A 13,987-nucleotide genomic window follows, 5' to 3' on the forward strand; every position below is an offset into this window, starting at 1 on the left:
CCTGCCATCTTTGCAGGTCTGTTGTGCTGTTTGGAAAGTGCTGGCCGCTTGATTAGAAATCCTTTTCTAAAAAGGGCAGTATTCATTTGTGGCATATTCCAACTTAGAAAAATTTGAATGGAGCTGTTATGGCGTTTGAAAATATAAATCGTCGCGATCACCTCAAGTGGATGGGTGCTGCTGGTTTGTCTGCTGCTGGTTTGCCTGCGCTTGGTCAAACAAGCAGCTGGCCCGAAAAAGCAGTGAGATGGATCGTGCCCTTTGCACCAGGCGGCACTTCTAGCATTGTGGCGCGCTCCATTGGTGCTGAGCTCACCAAGCAGTTGGGTGTGCCTTTTGTCATTGACAACAAAGGCGGCGGTGGCGGCGTACCTGCCATGCAAGAGGCCATGCGTGCACCGGCCGATGGGTACACCATTGTCATGAGCCACATCGGCTTGATGGCGGTCAACCCCCTCATTTACCCAGACAGCGGCTACGACGTCAACAAAGACTTCACGTCTGTAACCTTGCTATCTCGCGTACCCAGTTTGTTTGTGGTGCACAAAGATGTACCTGTCAAAGATTTCAAGTCTTTTGTGGCGTATGTCAAATCCAAACCAGGCCAACTCAATTACGCTTCTGCAGGCAATGCCAGTGCAGGCCATTTGGCGGTTGAAGCCTTGAAAGTGGCTACAGGCATGTTTATCACGCACATTCCTTACCGCGGTACTGGGCCTGCGCTGAACGATGTGTTGGCTGGCCGCATTGAGTTCATGTCTGCGGGTACCCCCGCCTTGTTGCCGCACATCAAGAGTGGCGCTTTGCGTTGCATTGCCGTGGGCACTACGCAGCGCATTCCCGTGTTGCCCGATGTGCCCACTGTGGCAGAGTTGGGTTACAAAGACTTTGAAACCGTTCAGTGGTACGGCATCACCGTGCGCAATGGCACACCTGTTGAAATCATCAACAAATTGCAACAAGAGTGTGCAAAAACCATGAAGTCGCCTGAAGTCATTAAACGCAATGAAGCCGAAAGCGCCATTCCAGGTGGAGGCACGCCTGCCGAATACGCAGCGTTCATTGCCAGAGAACAGGCACGTTGGAAGACCGTGGTTGAACGAGCCCAAATCAAACCAAGTTAATTTCATTTGGTTTGGCCTATCCACTAACATCACACAGCATGTTCATGCCGCAAGTTGAACGATGGGGATGGGCTGTTTGCTTAGGGGTCGCTGTATTGACCTTGAGCGCTTGCAGCAGCTTGCCGCCCAGCACCCCCAAGCTGGCTTCTCAGGTGCCAGCCACTTGGCAACCAGAAGATCAATTGAAATGGGAGTCTGTGAAGATTCCAGGCAAATTGGCTACTGAGTACTCGCTGGTGCGTTTGAACAATCGCAACAAGCTCAAGGCCAATGCAAAGGCATCTGCCAGCATGTTGCGCCAAGATTTGCACATCGAGCCTGAGCGTTTGAATGCCTTGAGCTTTTCGTGGCAAATTCAAAAATTGATAGCAGATGCCGACATGTCGCAGAGAGAAACTGAAGACTCTCCTGTGAGATTGGTGTTGGCTTTTGATGGCGATCGCAGTCAGTTTTCAGCCAAAAACGCCATGCTGAGCGAGCTCTCGCATGCGGTCTCGGGTAAGCCGATGCCCTATGCCACGCTCATGTATGTGTGGTGCAACCACCGACCCGTCAATTCGGTCATTCACAATCCCCGAACAGATCGAATTCGCAAAATAGTGATTGAGTCGGGGCCGCAGCGAGTCAATCAATTAATTTCCTACGAACGCAACATCAAGGCTGATTTCGAAAAAGCTTTTGGTGAGGCGCCAGGCGCTTTGATTGGCATTGCCATCATGACCGATACTGACAACACTCGAAGCCATGCCCAGGCTTGGTATGGCCCTATTTCTTTATTGCCCTGAAGTGAAATGGGGATTCCCCTCTGTCCATACCCGACTTCTTTGTTGCATAGTTCAGAGTCTTTTTCAGGGAAGTGAATGTTTGCTTTTATTTTGCAGCGCCTCATCCAGGCCATCATGGTCATGGTGTCCGTGTCCTTTATTGCGTTCTTGTTGTTTCAGTACGTGGGCGACCCTGTTTTGTTCATGTTGGGGCAAGACGCTACAAAAGATCAAATTGATGCACTGCGAAAAGACCTAGGACTAGACCAGTCCTTCATTGTTCAGTTTGGCCATTTTTTGTTGAACGCTGTTCAGGGCGACTTTGGCATCAGTCTGCGGCAAGGTGCCAAAGTATCACAGCTCATTGCCGATCGCTTTCCTGCCACCTTAGAGTTGGCGTTCATTGCGGCAGGCTTGGCCTTGTTGTTGGGCATCCCTATGGGTGTGTATGCCGCACTCCGGCGCGGCAGTTTGTCGAGCCAATTGCTCATGACCTTTTCACTCTTGGGTGTGTCTCTGCCCACTTTTCTCATTGGCATTTTGCTCATATTGTTTTTTGCCGTGCTGTTGGGATGGTTTCCCAGTTTTGGCCGAGGTGATGTGGTCAAAATTGGTTGGTGGAGCACAGGGCTGCTCACCGCCAAAGGCTGGCAGCACATTGTTTTGCCCGCCCTCACGCTCACTGTGTTTCAGCTCACCCTGATCATGCGCTTGGTACGCGCTGAAATGTTGGAAGTGCTGCGCACCGACTACATCAAATTTGCGCGCGCGCGCGGCTTGTCCAATCGGGCCATTCATTTTGGCCACGCCCTTAAAAACACACTGGTGCCTGTAATGACCATCACCGGTTTGCAATTGGGGGGTCTGATTGCCTTTGCCATCATCACAGAAACCGTGTTTCAGTGGCCAGGCATGGGCTTGCTGTTTATCCAAGCCGTTACTTTTGCCGATGTGCCTGTCATGGCGGCTTACTTGTGCCTTATCGCGCTCATCTTTGTGGTGATCAACCTCACTGTCGATTTGCTTTACTTTGCCGTCGATCCTAGATTGCGCGTGGGTAAAGTTGGCGGGCATTGAAGCGAATGCGCTGGCGCATGGCCACACTCCGTACATCCCTTTAGAAAGATTCAGACGGCATGTCCAATTCTATTTCCCGTTGGTTGAGCAGCGATGTGGGCTACAGCTTCAGGCAGTCCAAAACGGCCATGGTGGCTGCGTTCATTGCGTTCGTGTTCATTGTTTGTGCGGTCTTTGCAAAGTGGATTGCCCCTTACGACCCCTTTGATGCTGCTTCGCTTGAACTCATGGACTCGCGCTTGCCCCCCGCTTGGTCTGCCGAGGGCAGTACCAAATACTTGCTAGGCACCGATGATCAAGGTCGCGATATTTTGTCGGCCCTTATGTATGGCACTCGCATTTCTTTGGTGGTGGGCATTTCTTCTGTGTTGCTTTCATTGTTCGCAGGTGTAAGCCTTGGTTTGATTGCAGGCTTTCGCGGTGGTTGGCTCGATGCTTTCCTCATGCGTTTGTGTGATGTCATGCTTTCATTTCCTGCCATCTTGGTGGCCTTGCTCATTGCCGGTGTGGGGCGTGCTGTGTTTCCCAATGCCGATGAATCCTTGGCGTTTGGTGTTTTGATCATTTCAATTTCACTCACGGGCTGGGTGCAATATGCGCGCACGGTGCGCGGCACTACTTTGGTGGAGCGCAATAAAGAGTATGTGCAAGCCGCCAGAGTGACTGGGGTTGCGCCCCTTCGCATCATGCTGCGCCATGTGTTGCCCAATGTGCTGGGGCCTGTCACGGTGCTGGCCACCATTCAAGTGGCCTCTGCCATCATTACCGAGGCCACGCTCTCATTTTTGGGTGTGGGTGTGCCTCCCACTTCACCTTCGCTGGGCACACTCATTCGCATTGGCAACGACTTTTTGTTTTCAGGTGAGTGGTGGATTACCATTTTCCCAGGTGTGACGCTGGTGCTCATTGCCTTGTCTGTCAATTTGTTGGGCGATTGGCTGCGTGACGCCCTGAACCCTCGTTTGCGTTAAATTTTTTTGATTCAAGCGACGTGTTTAAAGAGAGTCCTACTTCATGAGTTTGTTACAAGTTCAAAATTTGGTTGTGGAGTTTCCCAGCCGGCACGGCACCTTGCGCGCCATCGATGAAATTTCTTTCGACATTGCACCCGGCGAAATCTTGGGTGTGGTGGGCGAATCTGGCGCAGGCAAGTCTCTCACAGGTGCTTCCATCATTGGACTCTTAGAGCCGCCAGGTCGCATTGCTTCGGGACAAATCTTGTTAGAAGGCCAGCGCATCGACAATCTCAACAACGACCAAATGCGCAGCATTCGCGGCCGCAAAATTGGCGCTATTTTTCAAGACCCACTCACATCTTTAAACCCCCTGTACTCAGTGGGTAAACAACTGACCGAGACCATTCAAGCCCACTTGCCCGTGTCCGATCAAGAAGCACGTCAGCGTGCCATTGCTTTGTTGCAAGACACTGGCATTCCAGCGGCCGCAGAGCGCATTGACCATTACCCGCATCAATTTTCTGGCGGCATGCGCCAGCGTGTGGTCATTGCCTTGGCACTGGCTGCCGAACCCCAATTGATTGTGGCCGACGAGCCTACCACCGCACTGGACGTTTCCATTCAAGCGCAGATCATCAGCCTCTTGAAAAATATTTGCAAAAAACGCGGTGCTGCCGTGATGCTGATCACGCACGACATGGGTGTGATTGCCGAAACATGCGATCGTGTGGCCGTCATGTATGCCGGGCGCATTGCCGAGATTGGACCAGTGCACCAAGTGATTAACCAGCCAGAGCACCCTTACACCGTGGGCTTGATGGCATCCATTCCAGACATGGACAGTGACCGCGACCGATTGAACCAAATTGATGGTGCCATGCCGCGTCTCAATGCCATACCCAAAGGCTGCGCTTTCAATCCGCGATGCCCGCAAGTTTTTGAGCGTTGCCAAGAAGAGCGCCCAGATTTGGCAGCAGTTTCTAGAGGGGGCCAAAACACCCCAACCCAGGTGGCCTGTTGGCTGCACCAAGCCAACGCATTGGAGGGCGTGTGATGAGCGTTCAACAGTCTTCTCAAGCCTTGGTCGTTGCCCGTGACTTGGCCAAAACATTTGATGTCTCTGCGCCTTGGCTGAGCCGGGTCATTGAGCGCAAACCCCGCCAATTGCTAAAAGCTGTCGACGGTGTGAGTTTTGAAATTGAGCGCGGCAAAACCTTGGCGCTGGTGGGCGAGTCTGGCTGCGGCAAAAGCACGGTTGCACGATTGCTGGTGGGCCTTTATGAACCCACACGCGGCGCTTTGAACTTTGATGGCCAAGATGCCTATGCTGCTTTCAAATCAAGCGATGCCAAGGCCATGCGCAAGCGCATTCAAATGATTTTTCAAGACCCCTATGCCAGCTTGAATCCAAGGTGGACGGTCGAAGCCATTGTGGGAGAACCACTGCACGAGCACGGCTTGATCAAAGACGCGCAAGAGCTGAAAGATCGAGTGGCTGAATTGCTCAAGTCAGTGGGCTTGTCTGCGCTTGACATGGTCAAGTACCCACACCAGTTTTCCGGCGGCCAGCGGCAGCGTATTTCCATTGCACGTGCGTTGGCCACTGCCCCCGATTTTTTAGTCTGCGATGAACCAACCTCTGCCTTGGATGTGAGCGTGCAAGCCCAAGTGCTCAACATCATGAAAGATTTGCAGCGCGAACGCGGCCTCACCTATTTGTTTATTTCGCACAATTTGGCTGTGGTCAGGCATGTCAGCGACAAAGTGGGTGTGATGTATTTGGGGCAGCTGGTGGAGTTGGCCGACAAGCACACCTTGTTTGACAATCCGCAGCACCCTTACACGCGCATGCTGCTCGATGCCATTCCCAAAATGAAAGATACAGGCCGTGCACGCACGCCAGTTCAAGGCGAAGTACCCAACCCGCTCAACCCACCACCGGGTTGTAGCTTCAATCCGAGGTGCCCACTGGCCAACGCCAGATGCAAGACAGAACGCCCGGTGTTGAAAGATCTCAATGGGATCAAAATTGCATGCCATGCGGTAGAAGAAGGCCGCCACTGAGGCTGAAACTGAGGCTAAAACTGACGCTAAAACTAAGGCCAAAAAAAGACACCCGAAGGTGTCTTTTTTCTTGGCACTGTGATTTATTTCACTGTGACGTACATCATCTTAGGCGCATCGTTGGAGTTGTGCGTCATGGTGACGTTTTTCTTCATAGACCAAGGGCGCATCTGATGGTGCAAAGGAATGACCAAGACTTCATCGCGTGCGATGGCCAAGCCATCTTTGATCATGGCGTCGCGCTTGTTTTTGTCAGTCTCAGTTTTCATCGACTCGACCAAAGCGTCTAGTTTGGCATTGCTCACTCTGGAATAGTTGAAGTTGCCATCGGCGCCTTGCGTGCGTGTCATGACCAAAGACTGCAATGAGTATTGTGCGTCGTAGGTGGCAGCGCCCCAGCCGAGCAGGTAAGCGCTGGTGTCGAAGTTTTGGACTTTGGCAATGAAAGGACCAAAGTTAACAGCGTTGAGCTTGGTCTTAATGCCAATGCGAGCCCACATGTTCACAACAGCCTGACAAATTTCTTCGTCATTCACGTAGCGATTGTTGGGGCAGTCGAGGGTAAATTCAAAACCGTTGGGGTAGCCAGCGTCGGCCAACAACTTCCTGGCACCATCAGCGTCGGCGGGGGCTACTCTGTCTAAGTCTGCTGTGTGACCATTCACGCCAGGCGCCACCAAGATGCTGGCAGGAACCGACAAGCCGCGCATGATGCTGCGCTGGATGGCAGTGCGGTCAATGGCCATGCTCATGGCTTTGCGAACACGGACATCCTTGAATGGATTCTTGCCTTTGGGGCCATATTTCAACTCGTCGCTACCCATGTCCAAAGCAAAGAAGATGGTTCTGACTTCGGGGCCGTCCAGCACAGACAAGTTGGGTGAACTCCGCAGACGTGCAACGTCTTGCGTGGGTAAGTCAGTGACCGCATCGACGTTGCCAGCCAAAAGTGCCGCAATGCGGGTGGGATCAGACTTGATGGGGGTGTAAATCACGTCAGTGACGTTGCCTTGCAGCTTGTCCCACCAAGCTTTGTTGTGAGTCATCACCAGCTTTTGGTCGGGTTGCCATTCTTTGATGACATAAGGGCCAGTGCCGTTGGTGTTGTTGGAAGCGAAAGTAATTTCTTTGGCTTTGTAGTCTTGAACTTTTTCTGACTTGTTCTTAACGGCCCAAGCTCTGCTCATGATGTAGAACGTGGTGAAGTTGTTGAACATGGTGGGGTTGGGTTTGTCCAAGATGACGTCCACCGTGTGGTCATCTACCTTTTTCATTTCCTTGACGCCAGCCACATAGATGCCCATGGTGCCTTGAGGCTGACGAATGCGATCGAATGAAAAGACGACGTCGTCGGCGGTGAAGTTAGAACCGTCATGGAACTTCACGTTTTTGCGCAGATTGAATCGCACAGTGGTGGGATTGACGTTGGACCAGCTGGTGGCCAATGAGGGCTCAACTTTGTAATTCTTGTCGTAACGCACCAGAGCTTCGTAGGCATGGCCAACGATGTTGTTGGTGGTGGCGTGGTTTTGTGAGTGAGGGTCGAGCGTCAAAATGTCATTTTGAGCGGCCCATTTGAGCTCGGCAGCTTGCGCGCCAGTGAAGCCTAGCAAGGAGGCTGAGACCCCCACAGCCAGCGTCAGCCAGCGTGAGGTTTTGAGGAAGCGTTGGTACATGCTAAATCCTGTCGAAGTTGAGTGACAGTTTCATTCTAGGGGAGGGTCATGCCCCATCGCAAGTGAAATCAGGGTAATTGCCCAGTGGGAAAAGGCCAGATTTATCGGTTTTAATGTGATCTTTGCAGTCAAGGACGGGTCATTTATGAATGCGATCTTGTTTCAGTCGGCCAATGTGCTGGATGTGGCGTCTTTGCAGCTCAAAACTGGGCAAGACGTTTGGGTAGAAAACGGCATGATCAAGTCAGTTGGACCCCACCAAGCCGACGTGTTCATTCCCTCCGGCACCAAGGTGATCAAAGCCGAGGGCAAAACCCTCATGCCCGGCATGATCGATTGCCATGTTCATGTGATTGCTGCACACCTGAACCTCAACATCACGGCCAATCAGCCCAATGTGTTTGCCACTTTGCGTGCCTTGCCCATTATGAAGGGCATGCTCATGCGCGGTTTCACGACGGTGCGCGATGCTGGCGGCGGCGATTGGAATTTGGCAGAGGCCACACGCACCGACATGGTGGAAGGCCCGCGTATTTTTGCATCTGGCCGGGCGCTGTCTCAAACCGGTGGTCACGGCGACGGCCGGCCGCGCAGCGATGTGATTGAACCTTGCGGTTGTTCCAGCAGAGTGGGCGCATTGGCCCGCGTGGTGGATGGCGTAGACAACGTGCGATTGGCGGTGCGCGAAGAAATCATGAAGGGCGCCAATCAAATCAAGATCATGGCCTCAGGCGGCGTAGCTTCACCCAACGATCCAATCCACTACCTGGGTTATTCAGAAGCCGAAATCAGAGCCATTGTGGAAGAGGCCGAGCACGCGGGCACCTATGTGATGGCGCATGCCTACACCCCCAAGGCGATCCACCGGTCTGTGGCCTTTGGTGTACGCAGCATTGAGCACGGCAACTTGATCGATGAAGCCACAGCCCAGTTCATGGCCGAGAAAGGTGCTTTCATGGTGCCCACCTTGATCACCTACGAAGCCTTGGCCAATGAAGGCGAAAGCCTTGGACTGCCTGCCGTGTCTGTGGCCAAAATTGAAACGGTTCGCAGTCAAGGCCAAAAGGCTTTGGAACTTTTGGCCAAGGTGGGTGTCAAGATGGCGCTGGGCTCTGATTTGTTGGGCGAATCTCACCGCCATCAGTCAGAAGAACTGCGCATTCGGGCCAGCATTTTGGGCAATGGCGCGGCTTTGCAGCAAGCCACCCTCAATGCGGCTGAATTGATCAACATGTCTGGCCAGTTGGGCGTGGTGAAAGCCGGTGCCATTGCCGACTTGTTGCTGGTGAATGGCAATCCGCTGACCGATATCTCTTGCTTGTTAGGCCAAGGCGATCACATCGAAGTGATTGTGAAAGACGGCAAGGTTTACAAGCAAGCTTAAGGCCGCCCAAATCAGGTGTAGCGCTTGTTGCGCAAATTGTTTTTCATTTCGCGCAGAGCAGGTTGCAATGACTCGCCAATTCGCAAAGCCACAGTGGTGGCCAAAATGTCAATGATCAGCAAATGCAACAACCGCGACACCATGGGGCTGTATCGATCGTAGCTTTCAGGGTGGTCAGCTGTGAGGTGAATTTGGCCAGCAGCGGCCAAAGGCGAGCCGCTTGAAGTGATCACAATGATAGTTGCCCCCCGTTTGCGAGCAATGTCAGCGGCATCCATCAAATCGCGGGTGCGACCAGAATTGGAAATGACCACCACACAATCGCCTTTGCCCAACATGGAGGCGCTCATCACTTGCATGTGGCCATCGCTGTAGGCAATGGTGTTCATGCCCAGTCGGAAAAATTTGTGTTGCGCATCTTGCGCCACGATGCCAGAGTTGCCCACGCCATAAAACTCGATGCGCTTGCCGGTGCTGTGGGTCTCTGCCAAAGCTTGCACTGCCATGTCTAATGCAAAAGAAGAGGCATCGTTGCGGTATTTCAAAAATGCCGCTACGGTGTTGTCGATCACTTTGACCGCCACATCACTGGTTTTGTCGTCGACATCGACACTGCGATGAATGAAGGGCACACCCTCACTCACACTGCCAGCCAGCTTCAGTTTGAAATCGGACAGACCGTCATAGCCTACACTTCGGCAAAAGCGCACCACCGTGGGTTTGCTCACGTGCGCGCGCTCAGCCAATTCTGTAACAGGCAAATTGGCAAAGGCGCGCGGGTCTTGCAGCACCAACTTTCCTACGCGCTGTTCTGCAGGTGCCAAGGATGGCAATGATGCTTTGATGCGGTCTAGCATGCTTTTAATTTTCCTCCGACCAGCAAAATCCATCGCGTGCAATCATGGCACTAGAGGCACTCGGGCCCCAAGTACCTGCTGCGTAGTGACGAGGACCTTGGGTGTCGGTGGCCCAATGTTGCAAAATGGGTTCTACCCAACGCCAAGCTTCCTCTTGCTCATCGCTGCGCACAAACAAATTCAAACGGCCATCTAAAACATCCAATAGCAAACGTTCGTAGGCGCCCACGCGTTCGCTGCCAAAGCGCTTGTCGAAATCAAGGTCAAGCTGCACCGAACTCAATTTGGCCGAGGCCTGATTGGTTTTAGGGATGCGTTTGTGTTGGCCTTCAGCAAACAGGTGCAATTCCAAGCCATCCTTTGGCTGCAAATGAATCACCAGTTTGTTGACGCCTCCCGCAGGTAACTGAAAAATAGCATGCGGTGTAGGCCGGAAATTGATTTCAATGTAGCCCTCGCGTGAGGCTAAGCGTTTGCCAGTGCGAATGTAAAAGGGCACACCCGCCCAGCGCCAGTTGGCAATTTCGGTGCGCAGTGCCACAAAGGTTTCGGTGCTGCTGTTGGCATTCACGCCGGTCTCTTGGTTGTAGCTAGGCACTGCGTGCCCGTTCACATTGCCCGCGCTGTATTGGCCTCGCACCACGTGTTGGGTGAGGGTGTCTGTGGTCCAAGGTTTGAGGGCGCGCAAGACTTTGAGCTTCTCATCGCGAATGGCGTCTGCATGCGCATTGATGGGCGGCTCCATGGCAATGGCGCACAACAATTGAAGGGCATGGTTTTGCACCATGTCGCGCAGTGCGCCTGTGTTTTCGTAAAAAGCGCCGCGCTTTTCTACGCCCAACTCTTCGGCAATGGTGATCTGAATGTTGGCGATGTGTTCGCGGCGCCACAGCGGTTCAAACAAGGCATTGCCAAAACGCATGGCAAACAGGTTTTGCACTGAGGGCTTGCCCAAATAATGGTCAATGCGGAAAATTTGTTTTTCTTCAAAAACCTTGCGCACATTTTGGTTAATGGCCTTGTTGGACTTGAGGTCGTGGCCCAGCGGTTTTTCCAACACAATGCGAGTTTGGGGTGTGTTCAGTTTGGCGATGGCCAGTTGTTCGCAAACCGTGTTGAAAAGGTTGGGCGCTGTGGCCAAATAAAACACGACTTGTTCGGTTTTTCGTTCTGCCAATCTGGCCGCCAATTTGGCGTAGTCGGCTGGGTTGGACAAATCGACCCGTTCGTAATGAAGCATGGCCTTGAACAGGCCAAATTCTTCATCGTTGGGTCGTTTGGCGCCCTCAACTTGCTCAAACCGTGATTGAATGAGGGCCCGATACTGCTCATCGCTCATGGCATCGCGTGCCACGCCAATGATTCGACCGCCTTCGGGCAAGGTGCCGTGGCGAAACGCTTGGAAAAGAGCGGGCATCAATTTGCGCCAAACCAGGTCGCCAGTGCCGCCAAAAAAGACCAAATCAAAGGACATGTTTATTTGTTACATAAAAATGATTTTGTAATGTAACTTTGTTTCATTGATAATTCAAGTCTTGCACTCTATTTTTTGCCATGAACCAACTCGACGCGCTCAAATCTCACACCACCGTGGTGGCTGATACCGGTGATTTCAAACAGCTGGCCCAGTTCCAGCCGCAAGATGCAACCACCAACCCATCCTTGATTTTGAAGGCCGTGCAAAAGCCCGAATACGCGCCCTTGCTTGCTGAGTCTGTGGCTGCATACAAAGGCGAGCCATTGGATGTGGTGATGGACCATTTGCTGGTGCGCTTTGGTTGCGAAATTTTGAAGACCATTCCGGGCCGAGTGTCTACCGAGGTGGATGCACGTTTGAGTTTTGACACGCTTGGCACCTTGGCCCGGGCGCGTCGCTTGATGAGTTTGTATGAAGCGCAAGGCATTTCGCGTCAACGTGTGCTGATCAAAATTGCAGCTACTTGGGAAGGCATTCAAGCGGCTGCTGAGTTAGAGCGCGAAGGCATTCACACCAACCTCACTTTGTTGTTCTCGTTTGCGCAAGCCGTGGCATGCGGTCAAGCCAAGGTGCAACTGATATCTCCCTTCGTGGGCCGAATTTACGACTGGTACAAAAAGACGGCAGGCGCTTCATGGGACGAGGCAGCCAGTGCAGGCGCCAACGACCCAGGCGTGAAGTCTGTGCGCGCCATTTACAACTATTACAAAAAGAACGGCATAGCCACCGAGGTGATGGGCGCCAGCTTTCGCAATGTGGGTCAAATTGTGGCTCTGGCAGGCTGTGACTTGCTCACCATCAGTCCCGATTTATTGGCTTTGTTGGCAGCCAATGAAACCGCCTTGACGCCCGCATTGAATGCGCAGGCTGCAAAGGGCATGGACTTGCCTTTGATGCAATATAGCGAAGCAGGTTTTCGTTTTGCCCTGAACGAAGACGCCATGGCCACCGAAAAATTGGCTGAAGGCATACGGGCTTTCTGTGTCGATGCCATCAAGCTCGAAGGCTTGATGCTGGCGGCGCAAAAGGCTTAAGAAGGACGTTTATGCGAGGTGATCAAACAGATGCTTGGCAAAGCTTGACGGCGTATTCGAAAGCGTTTTTTGGTTTTGATTTGCGCAATGCATTTGCGTCGGATGCAACGCGTGCGGCTCATTTCAGTCAAGAAGCACCGGGTGTGTTTGCCGACTTGTCGAAGAACCATTGGGATGCAGGAATTGAAGCGCAACTGATAGCGTTGGCTGATCAAGCTGGCGTTTTGAAGCATCGTGATCGGATGTTCAAAGGTGATGCCATCAACGCCACAGAAAATCGTGCTGTTATGCATTGGTTGTTGCGTCATCCTGCAGAGGGTGCTGCAGCAGATGCACTGCCTGCTTCTGTTCAGGTGTGTTTGAAAGAGGTGCACGAAACCTTGAACGACATGCTCTCGTATGCCGAAAAAATTCGTTCAGATGAGCAGATTACCGACGTGGTGAACATTGGCATTGGGGGTTCAGATTTGGGCCCGCAAATGGCGGTCATGGCTTTGCAGTCTTTTGCCTTGAAGGGCAAGCACTTTCATTTTGTGTCCAATGTGGATGGTCACGAGTTAGATGCCGTGTTGAAGGGTTTGAAATCAGAAAGCACCTTGTTTTTGATAGCCTCTAAAACTTTCACCACCTTGGAAACCATGACCAATGCCTTGTCGGCCAAACGTTGGTTTGAATCGCAAGGCGGTACCAATGTGTCGCGGCATTTTGCGGCGCTCACCACCAACGTAGAAGCGGCTGGCAAGTTTGGCATTCAAACTTGTTTTGGTTTTTGGGATTGGGTGGGCGGTCGTTATTCTTTGTGGTCGGCCATTGGCTTGCCTTTGGCCATTGCCATTGGCGCAGACAAGTTTCGCGAATTTTTGGCGGGTGCGCACGCCATGGATCAGCACTTTCAAAATGCCGATGCAGCACACAATTTGCCAGTTCGATTGGGCATGCTCGATGTTTGGTATCGCAACTTTTTGCATTACACCAGCCGCTGTATTGCGCCGTATCACAGCGCACTCAAACGATTCGCACCTTATCTGCAGCAGCTTGAAATGGAAAGCAATGGCAAGCAGGTTGACCTTCAGGGTCAAGCATTGCCTTATGGCACCTCGCCTGTGCTGTGGGGCGAACCCGGGACCAATGGGCAGCACGCATTTTTCCAAATGCTGCATCAAGGAACCGATGTGGTGCCGCTGGAGTTTATAGCCGTGAAAAACGCCACGCATGCTTTGCCCGATCACCAAGCGTTGTTGTTGTCCAATGCGCTGGCGCAAGCGCAGGCCTTGATGGTGGGCAAGGCCGATGCGGGTGGTCATAAGAACTTTCCTGGCAATCGGCCCAGTACGTTTATCTTGCTGGAGGACTTAACGCCCTTCAACTTAGGCGCATTGATTGCACTGCAAGAACACCGCGTGTTTGTGAGTGGTGCGGTATGGGGTATTAACAGCTTTGACCAATGGGGTGTGGAGCTGGGCAAGGTGTTGGCCAAGGACATTCATGCTCGAATGGCCTCGGGTGACGTTGCAGGGCTTGACGCCTCTACAGCGCAATTGTTGCAGAGGGTACGCACTTCTTGAGCTCTGACA

General features: G+C 52.5%; 12 protein-coding genes. 9 read left to right on the top strand and 3 right to left on the bottom strand.

All coding sequences use genetic code 11. The annotated features are described in order from the left end of the window. Window positions 1-128 precede the first annotated feature (128 nt). The 6 genes from B9Z32_RS03270 to B9Z32_RS03295 all read left to right on the top strand — a co-directional run bounded on the left by B9Z32_RS03270 (window position 129) and on the right by B9Z32_RS03295 (window position 5,985). Window positions 129-1,124, top strand: coding sequence for a tripartite tricarboxylate transporter substrate binding protein (locus B9Z32_RS03270; protein ID WP_108419925.1), 996 nt, complete (start codon window positions 129-131; stop codon window positions 1,122-1,124). A 38-nt stretch (window positions 1,125-1,162) separates the two neighbouring features. Then, entirely contained in the window at window positions 1,163-1,909 is a 747-nt protein-coding gene (locus B9Z32_RS03275; protein ID WP_108419926.1) for a DUF3047 domain-containing protein, read from the top strand. A 75-nt stretch (window positions 1,910-1,984) separates the two neighbouring features. Further along, the gene (locus B9Z32_RS03280) at window positions 1,985-2,965 is read left to right on the top strand and encodes an ABC transporter permease (protein WP_108419927.1); all 981 of its coding nucleotides are present in this window, start codon (window positions 1,985-1,987) and stop codon (window positions 2,963-2,965) included. Between the two features lie 59 nt (window positions 2,966-3,024). After that, window positions 3,025-3,936 carry an ABC transporter permease gene (locus B9Z32_RS03285; RefSeq protein WP_108419928.1) on the top strand — a complete coding sequence of 304 codons (912 nt, stop codon included), beginning with the start codon at window positions 3,025-3,027 and terminating at the stop codon, window positions 3,934-3,936. 43 nt (window positions 3,937-3,979) lie between these two features. Then, entirely contained in the window at window positions 3,980-4,975 is a 996-nt protein-coding gene (locus B9Z32_RS03290; protein ID WP_108419929.1) for an ABC transporter ATP-binding protein, read from the top strand. Beyond that, a complete protein-coding gene (locus tag B9Z32_RS03295; protein WP_108419930.1) occupies window positions 4,975-5,985 on the top strand; it encodes an ABC transporter ATP-binding protein in 1,011 nt (336 codons plus the stop codon). Before B9Z32_RS03290 ends, B9Z32_RS03295 begins: the two co-directional genes overlap by 1 nt. A gap of 83 nt (window positions 5,986-6,068) precedes the next feature. Here B9Z32_RS03295 and B9Z32_RS03300 read toward each other — a convergent pair whose 3' ends face one another. Further along, window positions 6,069-7,661 carry an ABC transporter substrate-binding protein gene (locus B9Z32_RS03300; protein ID WP_108419931.1) on the bottom strand — a complete coding sequence of 531 codons (1,593 nt, stop codon included), beginning with the start codon at window positions 7,659-7,661 and terminating at the stop codon, window positions 6,069-6,071. A 145-nt stretch (window positions 7,662-7,806) separates the two neighbouring features. Here B9Z32_RS03300 and B9Z32_RS03305 point away from each other — a divergent pair, with 145 nt between their 5' ends. After that, window positions 7,807-9,045: an amidohydrolase family protein gene (locus tag B9Z32_RS03305; RefSeq protein WP_108419932.1), complete on the top strand. Its 1,239-nt coding sequence runs from the start codon at window positions 7,807-7,809 to the stop codon at window positions 9,043-9,045. 11 nt (window positions 9,046-9,056) lie between these two features. Here the strand turns inward: B9Z32_RS03305 and B9Z32_RS03310 are convergent, their stop codons facing one another. Continuing rightward, window positions 9,057-9,902, bottom strand: a complete 846-nt coding sequence (locus B9Z32_RS03310; RefSeq protein WP_108420958.1) for a MurR/RpiR family transcriptional regulator — start codon at window positions 9,900-9,902, stop codon at window positions 9,057-9,059. A gap of 4 nt (window positions 9,903-9,906) precedes the next feature. Then, complete coding sequence (zwf, locus tag B9Z32_RS03315; protein WP_108419933.1) at window positions 9,907-11,376, bottom strand: glucose-6-phosphate dehydrogenase; 1,470 nt, start codon at window positions 11,374-11,376, stop codon at window positions 9,907-9,909. 80 nt (window positions 11,377-11,456) lie between these two features. Here zwf and tal point away from each other — a divergent pair, with 80 nt between their 5' ends. After that, the gene (gene tal, locus B9Z32_RS03320) at window positions 11,457-12,413 is read left to right on the top strand and encodes a transaldolase (protein ID WP_108419934.1); all 957 of its coding nucleotides are present in this window, start codon (window positions 11,457-11,459) and stop codon (window positions 12,411-12,413) included. A gap of 11 nt (window positions 12,414-12,424) precedes the next feature. Beyond that, window positions 12,425-13,978 (top strand): glucose-6-phosphate isomerase, encoded by a 1,554-nt coding sequence (pgi, locus tag B9Z32_RS03325; protein WP_108419935.1) that lies wholly within the window; start codon window positions 12,425-12,427, stop codon window positions 13,976-13,978. Window positions 13,979-13,987 lie beyond the last annotated feature (9 nt).

The organism is Limnohabitans sp. MMS-10A-178, from assembly GCF_003063375.1.
Lineage (GTDB): Bacteria > Pseudomonadota > Gammaproteobacteria > Burkholderiales > Burkholderiaceae_C > Limnohabitans_A.

Excerpts from the sequence above, each read along its gene's own strand:
- B9Z32_RS03270 (WP_108419925.1), top strand. The coding sequence starts at position 129 with ATGGCGTTTGAAAATATAAATCGTCGCGATCACCTCAAGTGGATGGGT.
- B9Z32_RS03310 (WP_108420958.1), bottom strand. The coding sequence starts at position 9,902 with ATGCTAGACCGCATCAAAGCATCATTGCCATCCTTGGCACCTGCAGAA.
- zwf (WP_108419933.1), bottom strand. The coding sequence starts at position 11,376 with ATGTCCTTTGATTTGGTCTTTTTTGGCGGCACTGGCGACCTGGTTTGG.
- B9Z32_RS03295 (WP_108419930.1), top strand. The coding sequence starts at position 4,975 with ATGAGCGTTCAACAGTCTTCTCAAGCCTTGGTCGTTGCCCGTGACTTG.
- B9Z32_RS03305 (WP_108419932.1), top strand. The coding sequence starts at position 7,807 with ATGAATGCGATCTTGTTTCAGTCGGCCAATGTGCTGGATGTGGCGTCT.
- B9Z32_RS03290 (WP_108419929.1), top strand. The coding sequence starts at position 3,980 with ATGAGTTTGTTACAAGTTCAAAATTTGGTTGTGGAGTTTCCCAGCCGG.
- B9Z32_RS03285 (WP_108419928.1), top strand. The coding sequence starts at position 3,025 with ATGTCCAATTCTATTTCCCGTTGGTTGAGCAGCGATGTGGGCTACAGC.
- B9Z32_RS03280 (WP_108419927.1), top strand. The coding sequence starts at position 1,985 with ATGTTTGCTTTTATTTTGCAGCGCCTCATCCAGGCCATCATGGTCATG.
- B9Z32_RS03300 (WP_108419931.1), bottom strand. The coding sequence starts at position 7,661 with ATGTACCAACGCTTCCTCAAAACCTCACGCTGGCTGACGCTGGCTGTG.
- B9Z32_RS03275 (WP_108419926.1), top strand. The coding sequence starts at position 1,163 with ATGTTCATGCCGCAAGTTGAACGATGGGGATGGGCTGTTTGCTTAGGG.
- pgi (WP_108419935.1), top strand. The coding sequence starts at position 12,425 with ATGCGAGGTGATCAAACAGATGCTTGGCAAAGCTTGACGGCGTATTCG.
- tal (WP_108419934.1), top strand. The coding sequence starts at position 11,457 with ATGAACCAACTCGACGCGCTCAAATCTCACACCACCGTGGTGGCTGAT.